Source organism: Rhizobium sp. BK619 (assembly GCF_014195245.1).
In the GTDB taxonomy this organism is placed as follows: Bacteria; Pseudomonadota; Alphaproteobacteria; order Rhizobiales; family Rhizobiaceae; genus Rhizobium; species Rhizobium acidisoli.
Genome location: NZ_JACIBH010000015.1, coordinates 61,173 through 77,107 on the forward strand (window position 1 = coordinate 61,173; position 15,935 = coordinate 77,107).

Genomic DNA, 15,935 nt, shown 5'->3' on the forward strand with positions numbered 1-15,935 from the left:
GAAGACAATGGTGACGATGCCTGCTGACGACTTTTCCCGCGACTTGGCCAAGTTCGTTTCGAACTGCCGCTACGAGGATTTGCCGGCTGAAGCGGTGGAAGCGGCCAAAAAGAGTATTCTTGACCTGCTGGGAGTAAGCTTGGCAGCGAGTGGTACCGTGCCCGCCGTACGCGGAGTTATGGAATTTGTTCGCGATCACGGCGGCAAACCGCAATGTAGTGTCTTAGGTTTCGGCGACCGTGTTCCGCCTATCATGGCCGCCTTTGCGAACGGCGCGATGGCCCACTGCCTAGATTTTGATGATATGGCACCTGATGGTAATCACGCAAGCAGCACACTTATCCCCGCGGTGTTTGCCGCAGCTGAGTATCAAGGCGGGCTGTCCGGCCAGGATCTCATCACGGCTGTTGCAATCGGGCAGGATATCTTTCTCAGGATGCGGCGAAGCCTGAAGCAGCGACTGGACTGGCTTGTGACAACCGTGCTGGGTGTATTCTCGGCTACTGCAGGTGTTTCATACGTATTGCGTCTCAGAGAGGACCAAGTGGCCAACGCATTTGGTATAGCAAGCCTAGGCTCCTGTGGGACACTGGAGATGCGGTTTGGAACGGGAAGCGACCTCGGAGAGCTGTATGCTGGTTTCGTCGCCAAAAGCGCCGTGATGTCTGGAATGCTTGCGAAGAATGGCGTCACGGGCACGCAGCGCGTTTTCGAGGGCCAGGCAGGAATTATGAAAGTCTATTTCGGCGGCGAATATGATCGTGCCAAGATCCTTGACGGACTTGGTACTTGCTTTAAAGGGGCCTCGATGCAGTACAAGCCATGGCCCGTCTGCGGAATTGCCAACACCTACATCCATGCGATCCTGAAGTTGGTACGCGAACACGACCTCAAAGCAGATGACATTCAGGAAATTCGGCCGTTCGTCGGTGATTTCCAGCAGCGTATGTCCTATCCGCTCGAGGAAAGACGGCGACCGACAGGTTCCATGGACGCGCGTTTCAGTCTTCCTTTCTGTGTCGCGGTCGCGGCGACCTACGGCCGCGTCGGAGTTGAGCATTTTACCGAGCAAGGACTTCAAGATCAGGCGGTACTCGCTATGGCCCAGAAGGTGGTTCCTGTTGACGACAGCAAATTTGATTGGACAGCTGAAATGCCCGACGCGCGCGTTGAAATCGACACAAGGCGAGGGTTGACGATAACCGGAACAGGGAAGGGGACACCAGGAAGTAATGACTTTCCCCTGGAATGGACTGACCTGGTTCGCAAATTCACGTCCTGTGCAGCTCTGGCCGCTCAGCCAAAGTCTTCAGCTGCGATCTCCGACGCCGCCGGGATGGTACGCTCCCTTGAGCAAGTGACGGATGCCACCAAGATTATTCGGCTGCTTTCATGACGACGAATAAGACCGGAAGGTGGTTTGGATGGCCGCCAATGCGGGATGCTTATCGAAACCACGTTTTCATCCGATTTCTTTAATTCTGATTCAAGCCAAACGGTTGGCATGAGGAGAACCCAATGAAAATCCTAGTCGCCGTAAAGCGGGTCGTCGACTACAACGTGAAGATCCGGGTGAAGCCGGATGGCACGGGTGTCGAGCTTGCCAATGTGAAGATGTCGATGAACCCGTTCGACGAGATCTCGGTGGAAGAGGCGCTGCGGCTGAAGGAAGCCGGCAGGTGCGAGGAAGTGGTGGTCGTCTCGATCGGTCCTGCCAAGGCCGAGGAGACGCTGCGGACCGCACTTGCGATGGGCGCCGACCGGGCGATCCTGGTCGAGACCGACGATGCTGTAGAGCCGCTCACGGTTGCCAAGATCCTCAAGGCTGTGGCGGACGTCGAACAGCCCGGTCTGATCATCGTCGGCAAGCAGGCGATCGATGACGATTCGAACCAGACCGGCCAGATGCTGGCGGCACTGCTGGGCATGCCCCAAGCGACCTTCGCCTCGAAGATCGAGATCGGTGATGGCAAGGCTCAAGTGACCCGCGAAGTCGATGGCGGCCTGCAGACGATCGAGATCAAGCTGCCGGCGGTCGTCACCACCGATCTCCGCTTGAACGAACCGCGTTATGCCTCGTTGCCGAATATCATGAAGGCGAAGAAGAAGCCGCTCGACAAGAAGACGCCGAGCGACTTCGGCGTCTCGACCACACCGCGCCTCAAGGTCTTGAAGACCGAGGAGCCGTCGGGCCGCAAGGCCGGCGTCAAGGTCAAGTCGGTCGCCGAACTCGTCGACAAGCTCAAAAACGAAGCCGGCGTGCTGTAATCAGCTTGGAACAGGAATCATCATCATGACCATTCTTCTTCTGGCTGACCACGACAATGCAAGCCTGTCCGACCAGACCGCCAAGACGCTGACGGCTGCATCCAAGATTGGCGGCGACGTGCATGTGCTGGTTGCCGGCAAGGCTGCCAAGCCGGCTGCCGATGCCGCCGCCAAGCTTGCCGGCGTCTCCAAGGTGCTGCTCGCCGAAAGCGACGAACTCGCCAACAATCTGGCCGAACCGCTGGCCGACCTGATCGTCTCGCTGGCGGGAAGCTACGACACGATCATCTCGGCTGCCACCTCGGTCGGCAAGAACGTGCTGCCGCGGGTGGCAGCCCTCCTCGACGTCGCCCAGGTCTCGGAGATCATCGAGGTGATCTCCTCCGATACCTTCAAGCGGCCGATCTATGCCGGCAATGCCATCCAGACGGTGCAGGCAACGGACGCCAAGAAGGTGATCACCGTACGCACGACATCCTTTTCCCCGGCCTCCCAAGGCCAGCTTGCTGCCGTTGAGGAAATCTCAACGGCAGCTTTTTCTTCAAGCCTTTCCTCATTCGTCTCCAGCCGAGTATCCTCATCCGACCGTCCGGAACTGACCTCGGCCAAGATCATCATTTCCGGCGGCCGCGCGCTCGGTTCCGCGGAAAAGTTCGACGAGGTCATTCTGCCCGTTGCCGACAAGCTCGGCGCGGCGGTCGGTGCATCGCGTGCTGCCGTCGATGCCGGATATGCTCCGAATGATTGGCAGGTCGGCCAGACCGGTAAGGTGGTGGCGCCGCAGCTCTACATCGCCTGTGGCATCTCCGGTGCCATCCAGCATCTTGCTGGCATGAAGGACTCGAAGGTTATCGTTGCAATCAACAAGGATGAGGAAGCGCCGATCTTCCAGGTCGCAGACTACGGCCTCGTCGCGGATATCTTCGTCGCTTTACCGGAACTCGCGAACTTGCTTTGAGTCGCCATGGTCGCCTCTAATCGCAGCTCGCTACCGCAATTTGCGACGAGGCAATGAACCTGCAATGCGGACTAAATATTTTATCGAACATCCTGCGGCTCCGGTAATTTGAATCCGAAGAATGACTAATACCCCTTATTTCATGCACCCATGCATGGTTGTGCCCCAACTAATGGAGACAAGACATGAAAATTGACAGGAACGGTTCGCAAAACTCCGCCAAGGGGCCAGTCGAATGGTTCACCGGAAACGTACGCCTCGATCCACTCTTCGCAGCTAACGCCTCTCGGCGTGCGACGGCTGGCGCGGCCACTTTCGAGCCTGGCGCGCGAACAGCATGGCACACTCATCCGCTCGGACAAACCCTTATTGTGACGGGAGGGGTGGGCTTGGTGCAACGAGCCGGCGGGCCGATCGAGGAGGTTAGGCCAGGCGATGTGATCTGGTTCGAGCCAGGCGAAAAGCATTGGCACGGCGCAGCGCCCTCTACGGCCATGACCCATATAGCAATCCAAGAGAATGTTGATGGAAAGGTCGTTGATTGGCTGGCCCCTGTGACCGACGAAGAATATCTCGGTGCTGTGAAACGAGCATTCGAATGACTCTCTGCGTGTCGTGAGCAATTTGTATCAACGACTAGCGAACGGCACGGCATCAGTTCGGGCTTAAAAAGATAGCGGGCAAAGTTTCTCACAGCGAATTGGAAACACTCAGTTCAATACATGTCATAGATATTTTCCCGTATTCCCAAATCACCAGCAGGTTTTACCAGGCTTCGCAGACTGACTATTCGCAGCCGTAACCCTGAGTTTCGTTCCTGAAATCCTCAATCGATCCGATACGAACGACAGTCTCCGCTCAGACATTGATGAGCGCATCTCATAACGACAAGCGACATGAGGCGACTAATACAAGTATCGAGCAGCTGCTAAGAATCCTTAATTCGATCGAAACGAGGGGGAGTTTGCAAAAAATGGCAGCAAACAACTGACGTCACGACCAAGGCGGCACCTTGGACACCGGTCGCCGTCGAAGTACTCAACTTAAGGAAGCTGGCGCGCTGCGCGGTGATCAAGCTCACTCCAAGGAGTTTAGTGAGGATACGTATTCCCGCGCGGCTAAACCAAAGCGGTAAAGGGTCCCGGCCACGTTGATCTCTACGATAGGGTAGACTTGATTCCGTTCGATAAATTCACGTCTCTCTTCGAGACCCATCTTGCCACGGCCTAAGGGGGGTGTAGGTACATTGTAAACGGGGATATGCGGTCTTTAGCACAAGATACTATGCGGTAAGGTCTTCCGCCTGCACCCTTTCATTCTCGTCTTACGCTCGGAACCGGAAGAGCCGGCTCCGATGTGTCCAAGACAGCGAGCATCATCGCGGTTTTCCAGCCAGAAAAGGCACGAATTAAAATCGTGCTGCAGCGGTTTCAATATCTGAGAGGCTAGTTTCCGGAGGAAGCTGGGCCTTCCTTTCGCAATGCGACTCCAACCGCAAAAAGATTGAGCAAAGTATGACTTCGCAGAAACGGCTAAGTTCGTTGAATTTCCTATTTCAAAACCGCTCTCTTGAGGCCGCGCAACGGACAGGATTCATTTTGGCTGTGTTGGGACGCACGGTTGCCGTAACTCTGTTAGCATTCGTGTTTCTTTGGGGCTATCACTACCCCGTCAACATCGTGATATTCGCCTTCACGCTTTTCTTGGCGTCTCTTGGTTTGGTGGCACTTATATCGACAAGAACGCGGTCCGAAATCTACGCGCGCTATGCTTTTTTTTGCACTGATGCGGTGCTCGTCTCCCTTGTTTTAACGTTTGTTCCCTTGAGCAGCGGCGACTCGATACCGCAAAATCTTGTGTTCCTGACCAGCCGGGTACAATACTTTTACGTCGTTATAGCTGCTTCCATCTTGACGCTATCGCCTTGGTTGGTGGTCTGGACAGGGGCGAGTTGCGTTCTAGGATTGACGTTTTCCACGGCTTGGATCGTCCACAGCATGCCGGAGATGTTATCGTTTTCGGATCTAGCCCCGTCCCCTTCACGGGAAGTTTTCTACAATGTCGTTCTCAACCCCAATTTCATTGGAATAGAGTCGCGCATCGAAGAAGGACTGATAATGACCACGTTGACGGGAATTGCCGCAGTCGCTGTTCATCGTGCCAGATCTGTTGCCTCCGCAAGGCTTGAAGCAGAGGAGAGACGGCGCCAAATCCAGCGCCTCTTTGGTAAATACGTTCCGTCGTCGGTTATTGGCGATCTCGCAAGCGATGGTCAATTGGCGCCTCAGATAAGAGACGCCACACTGCTTTTCGCCGACGTGGAAGGCTTTACCGCCTTGTCGGAAAATCTGGATCCCTCAGCAGTAATCAGCCTCTTAAATGGGCTTTTTTCATCCGTCTCAACGGTAGTAAGCAGTCACGGAGGCCTGGTCGTTAATTATTTCGGCGACGCCGTCATTGCAGCATTCAATTTGCCACTTGCTTGTGACGATCACGAGCTGCGGGCGGTCAGGGCCGCACAGGAGATATTGCAGGTGCTTGCGGATACCAAGTTTGATGGCCATCGAATCAAACTGAGGATCGGGATTGCCTCGGGCCCTGTTGCAGCCGGTACAGTTGGGAGCGAAGACAAGCTTTCGTTCACTTTATATGGCGATACCGTAAACCTGTCTCAACGTCTGGAGGCGCTCAACAAGAAACTTGGCACCAACTGTTTACTTTGTGGAAGAACCTTTGAGCGCCTGGGCGGTCATATCGTCGGCTTGCGCAGCCTCGGAGAAATGGCGGTTCGCAATCGGGACAAACCAGTGGCGATTTATGCCTTGGCCAATGCCGTTCCCGCGCACCGAGGCTGAGATCGTCAGACCCTCGATGCTAAAGCATGGATCCTGGCATCTTTCGGCGCTTTACCCGCTTTCAAGTGGCAGGAGCGTCGAACGGAAGCGCTCATGGTCGCGCCCAGCCTTGGGCGGTAACGGCACATAGCTTTCGGGAACCTGGCTGTGCTCTTAGCGAAGCCCGTCGGTCAGGGACATTTCTTCAAGGCTCTCCGCGAGGCAGGTTTCACATTACAACGCTACTTTCGACGATCGCGTCCCACGAAGCTGACGAAGTTTTTTGTGACAACGCACTATGGAAGCGGACCGGACGCCGGATAAATTCGAGGCCCGGCCAGGTTCCTCTGAATACGCTCCATTATGCTTGGCATCCTGATTTGGCTAATAGCCCCCGCCGTCAGAGTTTGTACGGGAGCATTCCCCTGAGATGGTGATCGACCAATATCTTTTGGCGGAGCGGGGGAATCGACCTGCTAGCACAGTCGCGTCGTTCGCAAAGGCGACACGATACTCCGATCGGATCGAAACCGCGTTGGTTCGATACATCGAGATCGTCCGCGTAGACGAAAGCATCTGCGTAGGAGATCTCGCATCCGAGCGCCAGCGTGTAGGTCGGCCGGTTGTTGCTGTATCCGGCCACGGCTTTCGATGTCTGCGTAGCAAGACAGAGATAGCGACTACCATCCGGCGTTTCCGCAAGCTGGCGCATGATCTGTCCCGGTGTTACTGGCGCCTGATGCGCGATCCACAGCGGGCATGCTGCGCCATATCTCGCGAACTGAAGTTTCGTCGCGCTGTGTCGCTTGGTGATATTTCCCGACCGATCGATCCGTGCAAAGAAGAGAGGAACGCCTTTGCCGCCGGGGCGCTGCAGCGTCGAAAGACGGTGGCACACCTGCTCAAGCGAAGCGCCAAACCGTGCAGAAAGCAGGTCGAGGTCATGCCGAAGCTCAGCGGCGGTTTCTTTAAATACTCCATATGGTAAAAGCAGCGCACCGGCAAAGTAGTTGTGCAATCCGACACGACAGATCTCATAGGCTTCCTGGGTCTTAAAATTCGCCGCTGACGCGACGGCGTCGATAGTCTCCGCTCCGTGCAATTGCGCGATCTGCAATGCAACCTGAAAGTCTCTCGTTGGCGCGGGGAGATACTGGTTCAGTGTCAATTCTCGTAAAATTGGATCGAAACGGCGCATAGCCGCGTGGACCTCGGCGTCCTTGCGCAGCCGAATCCCATACCGTGTGTCAACAAATCGACTGAGGGTCGTAAAAGTATCTTGCTCGGCAAGACCGAGTTCCTGTGCTAGGGATTCCGCTTGTTGATCAACTTCATGAATGTAGTTATCAACAAAATGGAAGAAATCGCGCACTTCCTCATAGGGCGTGTTTTCCACTAGGATTTGATCGTCCAACCGATCATCATGGCTTGCAAGCTGTTCGCTGCGCTGCCGGTATGCCTCGTGGCAGTTGAGCAAAGCATGGGCAAACCCGGGCGCATTCTGCGCGATCAGCTTCAATTCCTGGATGCTGGGAATGTAGTTTGCAAATAGGGGATCCGACAGCGTTTCCGCCAGTGCAGAGACGAGTCGATCTCCGCTGCCGGCTGACAGCTCGCTGATATCCATCTTAAATTTGTCGGCCAGCGCCAGGAGAACAGTCGCGGAGACTGGCCGCTGATTATTCTCGATCTGGTTCAAATAACTGGTCGAAATTCCAAGCCGCTCAGCGAAAACCGCCTGAGTGAACCTGTTGGCGTCGCGCAGATCGCGAACTTTTCGTCCGATATAAAGCTTCCCAGCCATGTTCTTTTTCGCAAAATAGATATTTGCATTTTTGCAAAAAATACTTTGGCACACGATCGAGCCTTTTGCCAATACGGGATTTTCGTTATCCGACATGGAAACGGAAATAGAAGGTCATCATGGCGGCTAATATTGAGAACCTTGAGCAGCGACGGGAACAGGCGCGTCTCGGCGGCGGGCAAAAACGCATTGACGCACAGCATGCCAAGGGCAAGCTGACGGCGCGCGAGCGCATCGAGGTGCTGCTCGACGAAGGCTCCTTCGAAGAATATGACATGTACGTCACCCATCGCGCCGTCGATTTCGGCATGGCAGAGCAGAAAGTTGCGGGCGATGGCGTCGTCACCGGCTGGGGCACGATCAATGGCCGCCAGGTCTACGTCTTTTCCCAAGACTTTACCGTGCTCGGCGGCTCGCTGTCCGAAACCCATGCGCAGAAGATCTGCAAGATTATGGACATGGCGGCGCGCAACGGCGCGCCTGTCATTGGCCTCAACGATTCCGGCGGTGCCCGCATCCAGGAGGGCGTCGCCTCGCTTGCCGGTTATGCCGAAGTCTTCCGGCGTAATGCCGAGGCGTCGGGCGTCATTCCGCAGATCTCCGTCATCATGGGTCCCTGCGCCGGTGGTGCGGTCTATTCGCCTGCCATGACCGACTTCATCTTCATGGTGCGCGATTCGTCCTACATGTTCGTCACCGGACCCGACGTGGTGAAGACCGTCACCAACGAGATCGTCACGGCCGAAGAACTAGGCGGCGCCGGCACCCATACGAAGAAATCCTCGGTCGCCGACGCGGCCTATGAAAACGATATCGAGACGCTGGAGCAGGTGCGCCTGCTGTTCGATTTCCTCCCACTCAACAACCGCGAAAAACCGCCGGTGCGTCCGTTCCACGACGATCCGGCCCGCATCGAGAATCGTCTGGACACGCTGATCCCGGACAGTTCGGCAAAACCCTACGACATGAAGGAGCTCATCCACGCGATCGCGGACGAAGGCGATTTCTTCGAGCTTCAGGAAGCCTTTGCCCGCAATATCATCACCGGCTTCATCCGGCTTGAGGGCCAGACCGTCGGCGTCGTCGCCAACCAGCCGATGGTGCTGGCCGGCTGCCTCGATATCGATAGTTCACGCAAGGCGGCCCGCTTCGTCCGCTTCTGCGATGCCTTCTCGATCCCGCTCCTGACCCTGGTCGACGTGCCCGGCTTCCTGCCAGGCGTCGCGCAGGAATATGGCGGCGTCATCAAACATGGCGCCAAGCTTTTGTTTGCCTACAGCCAGGCCACCGTGCCGATGGTGACGCTGATCACCCGCAAAGCCTACGGCGGCGCCTATGACGTCATGGCCTCCAAGCATATCGGCGCCGACGTCAACTATGCCTGGCCGACCGCCGAAATCGCCGTGATGGGCGCCAAGGGCGCCACCGAAATCCTCTACCGCTCCCAACTCGACGACGCGCAGAAGATCGCAACCCGGACCGCAGAGTACGAGGTCAACTTCGCCAACCCCTTCAAGGCGGCCGAACGCGGCTTTATCGACGAAGTTATCATGCCCCACTCCTCCCGCCGCCGCATTGCTCGCGCCTTTGCCTCGCTGCGCGGCAAGCGGCAGGAACAGCTTTGGCGCAAGCACGATACGATCCCATTGTGATCCGTCGTCCCGTCATTCTCCGGATGCCAGAGCAAGTTTGAACCGATCGAGAGTAAAATGATCAAGAAAATCCTCATTGCCAATCGCGGCGAGATCGCCTGCCGGGTGATCAAGACAGCACGCAAGATGGGCGTCGCCACCGTGGCCGTCTTTTCCGATGCGGATGCCGATGCCCTGCATGTGAAGATGGCTGACGAGGCCGTGCATATCGGCCCGGCACCCTCAAACCAGTCCTATATCGTCATCGACAAGATCCTCGACGCCATCCGCAAGACCGGCGCCGATGCGGTGCATCCAGGCTATGGCTTCCTGTCGGAAAACGCCGTGTTTGCTGAGGCGCTGGAAAAGGCAGGCATTGCCTTCATCGGCCCGCCTGTCGGCGCTATCCAGGCCATGGGTGACAAGATCACCTCGAAGAAACTGGCGGCCGAAGCCGGTGTTTCCACCGTGCCCGGCCATATGGGCCTGATTGCCGATGCCGACGAGGCGGTAAAAATTTCCGCGTCCATCGGCTATCCGGTGATGATCAAGGCCTCGGCCGGCGGTGGCGGCAAGGGCATGCGCATCGCCTGGAACGACGCGGAAGCCCGCGAAGGTTTCCAATCCTCGAAGAACGAGGCGAAGAATTCGTTCGGCGACGACCGTATCTTCATCGAGAAATTCGTCACCCAACCGCGCCATATCGAAATCCAGGTGCTTGGCGACAAGCATGGCACGGTGCTCTATCTCGGCGAACGCGAATGCTCGATCCAGCGGCGAAACCAGAAGGTCATCGAGGAGGCTCCATCGCCGTTCCTTGACGAGAAAACCCGCCGCGCTATGGGCGAGCAGGCTGTCGCCTTGTCGAAGGCCGTTGGCTATTATTCGGCCGGCACCGTCGAGTTTATCGTCGATGGCGACCGGAATTTCTATTTTCTCGAAATGAACACCCGCCTGCAGGTCGAGCACCCGGTGACCGAGTTGATCACCGGCATCGATCTGGTCGAGCAGATGATCCGCGTCGCAGCCGGCGAAAAGCTGTCTTTCGGGCAGGATGACGTCAAGCTCAACGGCTGGGCGATCGAAAGCCGGCTTTATGCCGAAGATCCGTATCGCAATTTCTTGCCCTCGATCGGCCGCCTGTCGCGCTACCGGCCACCGGTCGAAGGCAAGACGTCCGATGGCATCATCGTGCGCAACGATACCGGCGTCTTCGAGGGCGGCGAAATCTCGATGTATTACGACCCGATGGTGGCGAAACTCTGCACATGGGCACCTGATCGTTTGACTGCCATCGACGCCATGTCGGCGGCTCTCGACAATTTCGAGGTCGAAGGCATCGGCCATAACCTGCCTTTCCTGTCGGCCGTCATGCAACACGACCGCTTCCGCTCCGGCAACATCACCACGGCCTTCATTGCCGAAGAATTCCCCGAGGGCTTCCATGGTGTCGAGCCCGATACCGTCTCCGCACGAAAACTCGCAGCCGTCGCCACCTTGGTGCATAAGGCACTGCAGGACCGCGCCGTGCAGATTTCCGGCACCATCGGCAATCACCGCCGGGTGATCGGCAAGGATTGGGTCGTCACCTTTGCCGGTCAGGAACATGCGGTAACACTCGACACCTCCGCCGATGGCGCCTGTATCCAACTGTCGGACGGCACCGTCTTTGCAGTTGCCGGCGACTGGACGCCCGGCCGCAGCCACTCCACGTTCGTTGTCGATGGAACTGCCATGGGCGTGAAGATCGATATTGGGGGCACCGGCATCCGCCTGCGCTGGCGCGGCATCGATGTCACCGTCCATGTGCGGAGTCCGCGCGTCGCCGGGCTTGCTCGGCTGATGCCAACGAAGCTGCCACCGGACACTTCGAGAATGCTGCTCTGCCCGATGCCCGGCGTCATAACCTCACTCGCCGCTATTGAAGGACAAATCATTGAGGCCGGACAGCCACTAGCTACAATCGAAGCCATGAAGATGGAAAACGTTTTGAAAGCGGAGCGTAAGTGCATCGTTAAACGGGTCGCCGCCTCCGTCGGTCAGAATATGGCCGTCGACGAACTCATCATGGAATTTATCTGACAATGAGCGGCATCTCTGCTCGGCGGCAACCACTAGGACGCTAAAACAATGATTGATCGTGTCGTCAAGCTAGAGGCGCATTAAAGATGGCAAACGCGGATCTCTATCACCACTGGAAGACGATAGCGGAGAAAGAACTGAAGACCTCGCCCGACGGCCTCACTTGGCAAACGCCGGAGGGCATCGCCGTGAAGCCACTCTATACCGAGGCCGATCTCGAAACCGTCGATCACCTCGGCTCGCTGCCGGGTCTTGCGCCGTTCACCCGTGGTCCGCGCGCCACCATGTATGCCGGACGGCCCTGGACGATCCGGCAGTATGCCGGCTTCTCCACCGCCGAAGCGTCGAATGCCTTTTACCGCAAGGCGCTCGCCAGTGGCCAGCAGGGCGTCTCCGTCGCGTTCGATCTTGCCACCCATCGCGGCTATGACAGCGATCATCCGCGCGTCGAGGGTGATGTCGGCAAGGCCGGCGTGGCGATCGATTCAGTCGAGGACATGAAGATCCTGTTCGACGGCATTCCGCTGGAAAAAATCTCGGTGTCGATGACGATGAACGGTGCCGTCATCCCGATTCTCGCCTCGTTCATCGTCGCCGGCGAGGAACAGGGCGTGCCACGTGCACAGCTTTCGGGCACGATCCAGAACGACATCCTCAAGGAGTTCATGGTCCGCAACACCTATATCTATCCGCCCGAACCCTCGATGCGGATCGTTGCCGATATCATCGACTATACCGCCCGTGAGATGCCGAAGTTCAACTCCATCTCGATCTCCGGCTACCACATGCAGGAAGCCGGCGCGACGCTGGTGCAGGAACTGGCCTTCACGCTGGCCGACGGCCGCGAATATGTCCGCGCCGCCATCGCCAAAGGCCTGAGCGTCGACGAGTTCGCCGGCCGCCTGTCCTTCTTCTTCGCCATCGGCATGAACTTCTTCATGGAAGCCGCCAAGCTGCGCGCCGCCCGCCTGCTCTGGACGCGGATCATGGAAGGGTTTCACCCGGAGAAACAGTCCTCGCTGATGCTGCGCACCCATTGCCAGACCTCCGGCGTCTCGCTGCAGGAGCAGGACCCTTATAACAACATCATCCGCACCGCTTTCGAGGCGATGTCGGCCGTGCTCGGCGGCACGCAGTCGCTGCACACCAACTCCTTCGACGAGGCGATCGCGCTGCCGACGGAATTCTCCTCGCGCATTGCCCGCAATACGCAGCTGATCCTCCAGCACGAGACCGGCGTAACGAAAGTCGTCGATCCCTTGGCCGGCTCCTATTATGTCGAGAGCCTGACGGCGGAGCTGGCCGACAAGGCTTGGGCCCTGATGGAAGAGGTCGAAGCACTGGGCGGCATGACCAAGGCCGTGGCCGATGGCCTGCCGAAACGGCTGATCGAACAGGCCGCCACCCGCCGCCAGGCTGCCGTCGACAAAGGCGAAGAGGTCATTGTCGGGGTCAACAAATATCGGCTGGAAACCGAGGATGATCTCGACATTCTCGACATCGACAATGCCGCCGTCCGCACCGCCCAGATCAGGCGGATTGAGGAGACCCGCAAACGGCGCGACACCGTCGAGGTAACTGCAGCGCTCGAGGCGCTGACGCAGTTCGCCCGCACCGGCGGCGGCAATATTCTCGAAGCCGCAGTCCGGGCTGCCCGCGCCCGCGCCACCGTCGGCGAGATCTCCGATGCGTTGCGCGCTGTGTTCGGCGATCACACCGCCGTGCCGGAAGTCGTCAGCGACATCTACGGCGACGCTTACAAGGACGAGCCGGAACTGGTGACATTATCTGCCCGGCTGTCCGACTTTTCGCGCACTATCGGCCGCAAGCCGAAGATCATGGTGACCAAGCTCGGGCAGGATGGCCATGACCGTGGCGCCAAGATCATCGCTTCGGCCTTCGGCGATATCGGCTTCGATGTGCTCGCCGGCCCGCTGTTCCAGACGCCGGACGAAGCGGCCGACATGGCGCTGGCCGCGAACGTCCACGTCGTCGGCGTGTCGTCGCTCGCCGCCGGCCACAAAACGCTGCTGCCGCAACTGGTCGAAACGCTGAAAGCCAAGGGCGGCGGCGATGTCATCGTCGTCTGCGGCGGCGTCGTGCCGCGTCAGGATTACCAGTTCCTGCTCGATCATGGTGTCGCTGCTGTCTTCGGCCCCGGCACAAACGTCATGGAGGCCGGACGCGCCGTTCTCGACCTTCTGGAAGGCCGCCTAAGGAACAATTGAGGGAAATATGATAAATTGGCTCAACCATATCGCAATTGTCGTGCCTGATCTCGCGGCGGCTGCAGCTCAATATAAGCTACTTGGAGCGACAACTTCGGCCCCGAAAGACCTCCCCGAACACGGTGTCACCGTCGTCTTTGTCGGCATTCCTAACACCAAAATCGAACTCATGCATCCACTTGGCGAAGGATCCCCGATTGCGGGCTTTCTCGAAAAGAATCCCGCCGGTGGCATCCATCACATATGCTTTGAAGTCGCCGAAATCGACGAAACGTCTGCGAAACTTCGTGAAATTGGCGTGAGGATACTCGGCGACGGGAAGCCGAAATTTGGTGCACACGATAGGCCCGTTCTCTTCGCTCATCCGAAAGACTTTCAGGGTGCGTTGATCGAATTCCAACAGACCTAAGCCAATGGTGTTGTTCAGCAAAGAATGTGATAAAGAATGAGAGTGATATCTCTCCCAGAACGCGAGAGCATGGAATTCGACGTTGTGATCGTCGGGGCGGGTCCTGCCGGTCTTGCGGCGGCGATCCGGTTGAAGCATATCAATCCGGAGCTGTCGGTCGTCGTGCTGGAGAAGGGCGCGGAAGTCGGCGCGCATATCCTCTCGGGCGCCGTGGTCGACCCGATCGGCATCGACCGGCTGTTGCCCGGCTGGCGCGACGAGGCCGATCATCCGTTCAAGACCAAGGTCACATCAGATCACTTCTTGCTGCTCGGTCCGGCCGGCTCTGTTCGCCTGCCGAATGTGCTGATGCCGCCCCTGATGAACAACCACGGCAATTACATCGTCTCGCTTGGGCTCGTCTGTCGCTGGCTGGCGACCAAGGCCGAAGAACTCGGCGTCGAGATCTATCCGGGTTTTGCCGCAACCGAAGTGCTCTACAATGACGAGGGTGCCGTCATCGGGGTCGCCACCGGCGACATGGGCATCGAAAAGAACGGCGAACCCGGCCCGAACTATACCCGCGGCATGGAACTTCTCGGCAAATATGTGCTGATCGGCGAGGGCGTGCGTGGCTCGCTCGCCAAGCAGCTGATCGCCAAGTTCGATCTTTCGAAGGACCGCGAACCGCAAAAATTCGGCATCGGCATCAAGGAACTCTGGCAGGTCAAGCCGGAAAACCATCGGCCGGGCCTGGTGCAGCACTCCTTCGGCTGGCCGCTCGGCATGAAGACCGGCGGCGGCTCCTTCCTCTATCACCTGGAAGACAATCTGGTGGCCGTCGGCTTCGTCGTCCACCTCAATTACAAGAACCCCTATCTCTATCCCTTCGAGGAATTCCAGCGCTTCAAGACCCATCCGGCGATCCGCACCACCTTTGAGGGCGGCAAGCGCCTGTCCTATGGGGCGCGTGCCATCACCGAGGGCGGCTACCAGTCGGTGCCGAAGCTTTCCTTCCCCGGCGGGGCGCTGATCGGCTGTTCGGCCGGTCTGGTCAACGTGCCGCGCATCAAGGGCAGCCACAATGCGGTGCTGTCGGGCATGCTGGCGGCCGAGAAGATCGCCGCGGCGATTGTATCAGGCCGCAGCCATGACGAAGTGACCGAGATCGAGAACGAATGGCGCAAGGGCGACATCGGTCGCGATTTGAAGCGCGTCCGCAACGTCAAGCCGCTGTGGTCGAAGTTCGGCACCGCGCTTGGTGTGGCGCTCGGCGGCTTCGACATGTGGACCAACACGTTGCTCGGCTTTTCCGTCTTCGGCACGCTGAAGCATGGCAAGACCGATGCCCAGTCGCTCGAACCGGCCTCGCAGCACAAGCCGATCGTCTATCCGAAGCCCGATGGCGTCTTGACCTTCGACCGGCTGTCCTCGGTGTTCCTGTCGAACACCAATCACGAGGAAGACCAGCCGGTGCATCTGCAGGTCAAGGACATGGCGCTGCAGATCTCGTCCGAGCATGACATCTATGCCGGTCCGTCGACGCGTTACTGTCCGGCCGGCGTCTACGAATGGGTGGAAAAGGATGGCAAGGACGTCTTCGTCATCAACGCCCAGAACTGCGTGCACTGCAAGACCTGCGACATCAAGGATCCCAACCAGAACATCAACTGGGTGCCGCCGCAGGGCGGCGAGGGGCCGGTCTATCCGAATATGTGAGGCGCGGTGAAGGCGTCGGGGCT

At 58.1% G+C, this 15,935-nt stretch carries 11 protein-coding genes; 10 read left to right on the top strand and 1 reads right to left on the bottom strand.

Annotated features, from left to right (window positions below; genetic code table 11):
* The first annotated feature begins 7 nt into the window (after positions 1-7).
* From FHX14_RS26415 to FHX14_RS26435, 5 genes are all read left to right on the top strand, one after another.
* Positions 8-1,396, top strand: a complete 1,389-nt coding sequence (locus FHX14_RS26415) for an MmgE/PrpD family protein (protein ID WP_210301144.1) — start codon at positions 8-10, stop codon at positions 1,394-1,396.
* A gap of 122 nt (positions 1,397-1,518) precedes the next feature.
* Positions 1,519-2,268: an electron transfer flavoprotein subunit beta/FixA family protein gene (locus FHX14_RS26420; RefSeq protein WP_184379765.1), complete on the top strand. Its 750-nt coding sequence runs from the start codon at positions 1,519-1,521 to the stop codon at positions 2,266-2,268.
* A gap of 25 nt (positions 2,269-2,293) precedes the next feature.
* Entirely contained in the window at positions 2,294-3,226 is a 933-nt protein-coding gene (locus FHX14_RS26425) for an electron transfer flavoprotein subunit alpha/FixB family protein (protein ID WP_184379767.1), read from the top strand.
* 185 nt (positions 3,227-3,411) lie between these two features.
* Positions 3,412-3,828, top strand: coding sequence for a cupin domain-containing protein (locus FHX14_RS26430; protein ID WP_130815677.1), 417 nt, complete (start codon positions 3,412-3,414; stop codon positions 3,826-3,828).
* A gap of 912 nt (positions 3,829-4,740) precedes the next feature.
* Positions 4,741-6,081 (top strand): adenylate/guanylate cyclase domain-containing protein, encoded by a 1,341-nt coding sequence (locus tag FHX14_RS26435; protein WP_184379769.1) that lies wholly within the window; start codon positions 4,741-4,743, stop codon positions 6,079-6,081.
* Positions 6,082-6,460: 379 nt separating this feature from the next.
* On the opposite strand, the gene FHX14_RS26440 is transcribed toward FHX14_RS26435, so the two are convergent.
* Complete coding sequence (locus FHX14_RS26440; RefSeq protein ID WP_184380031.1) at positions 6,461-7,864, bottom strand: helix-turn-helix transcriptional regulator; 1,404 nt, start codon at positions 7,862-7,864, stop codon at positions 6,461-6,463.
* Positions 7,865-7,983: 119 nt separating this feature from the next.
* On the opposite strand from FHX14_RS26440, the gene FHX14_RS26445 reads away from it, so the two are divergent.
* The 5 genes from FHX14_RS26445 (at position 7,984) to FHX14_RS26465 (ending at position 15,912) form a co-directional block, all read left to right on the top strand.
* Positions 7,984-9,516, top strand: a complete 1,533-nt coding sequence (locus FHX14_RS26445) for an acyl-CoA carboxylase subunit beta (protein WP_130815679.1) — start codon at positions 7,984-7,986, stop codon at positions 9,514-9,516.
* A gap of 57 nt (positions 9,517-9,573) precedes the next feature.
* Entirely contained in the window at positions 9,574-11,577 is a 2,004-nt protein-coding gene (locus tag FHX14_RS26450; RefSeq protein ID WP_130815680.1) for an acetyl/propionyl/methylcrotonyl-CoA carboxylase subunit alpha, read from the top strand.
* Positions 11,578-11,663: 86 nt separating this feature from the next.
* Positions 11,664-13,805 (top strand): methylmalonyl-CoA mutase, encoded by a 2,142-nt coding sequence (gene scpA / locus FHX14_RS26455; protein ID WP_184379771.1) that lies wholly within the window; start codon positions 11,664-11,666, stop codon positions 13,803-13,805.
* A gap of 7 nt (positions 13,806-13,812) precedes the next feature.
* On the top strand, positions 13,813-14,214 hold the full coding sequence (mce, locus tag FHX14_RS26460) for a methylmalonyl-CoA epimerase (RefSeq protein WP_132575202.1): 402 nt from the start codon (positions 13,813-13,815) through the stop codon (positions 14,212-14,214).
* Positions 14,215-14,250: 36 nt separating this feature from the next.
* Positions 14,251-15,912 (top strand): electron transfer flavoprotein-ubiquinone oxidoreductase, encoded by a 1,662-nt coding sequence (locus FHX14_RS26465; RefSeq protein ID WP_184379773.1) that lies wholly within the window; start codon positions 14,251-14,253, stop codon positions 15,910-15,912.
* The last annotated feature ends 23 nt before the right edge of the window (positions 15,913-15,935 follow it).

Bases quoted from the DNA above. Each gene is read 5' to 3' on its own strand.
- FHX14_RS26415 (WP_210301144.1), top strand. From the start codon at position 8: ATGGTGACGATGCCTGCTGACGACTTTTCCCGCGACTTGGCCAAGTTC.
- FHX14_RS26420 (WP_184379765.1), top strand. From the start codon at position 1,519: ATGAAAATCCTAGTCGCCGTAAAGCGGGTCGTCGACTACAACGTGAAG.
- scpA (WP_184379771.1), top strand. From the start codon at position 11,664: ATGGCAAACGCGGATCTCTATCACCACTGGAAGACGATAGCGGAGAAA.
- FHX14_RS26435 (WP_184379769.1), top strand. From the start codon at position 4,741: ATGACTTCGCAGAAACGGCTAAGTTCGTTGAATTTCCTATTTCAAAAC.
- FHX14_RS26445 (WP_130815679.1), top strand. From the start codon at position 7,984: ATGGCGGCTAATATTGAGAACCTTGAGCAGCGACGGGAACAGGCGCGT.
- FHX14_RS26450 (WP_130815680.1), top strand. From the start codon at position 9,574: ATGATCAAGAAAATCCTCATTGCCAATCGCGGCGAGATCGCCTGCCGG.
- mce (WP_132575202.1), top strand. From the start codon at position 13,813: ATGATAAATTGGCTCAACCATATCGCAATTGTCGTGCCTGATCTCGCG.
- FHX14_RS26465 (WP_184379773.1), top strand. From the start codon at position 14,251: ATGAGAGTGATATCTCTCCCAGAACGCGAGAGCATGGAATTCGACGTT.
- FHX14_RS26425 (WP_184379767.1), top strand. From the start codon at position 2,294: ATGACCATTCTTCTTCTGGCTGACCACGACAATGCAAGCCTGTCCGAC.
- FHX14_RS26430 (WP_130815677.1), top strand. From the start codon at position 3,412: ATGAAAATTGACAGGAACGGTTCGCAAAACTCCGCCAAGGGGCCAGTC.
- FHX14_RS26440 (WP_184380031.1), bottom strand. From the start codon at position 7,864: ATGGCTGGGAAGCTTTATATCGGACGAAAAGTTCGCGATCTGCGCGAC.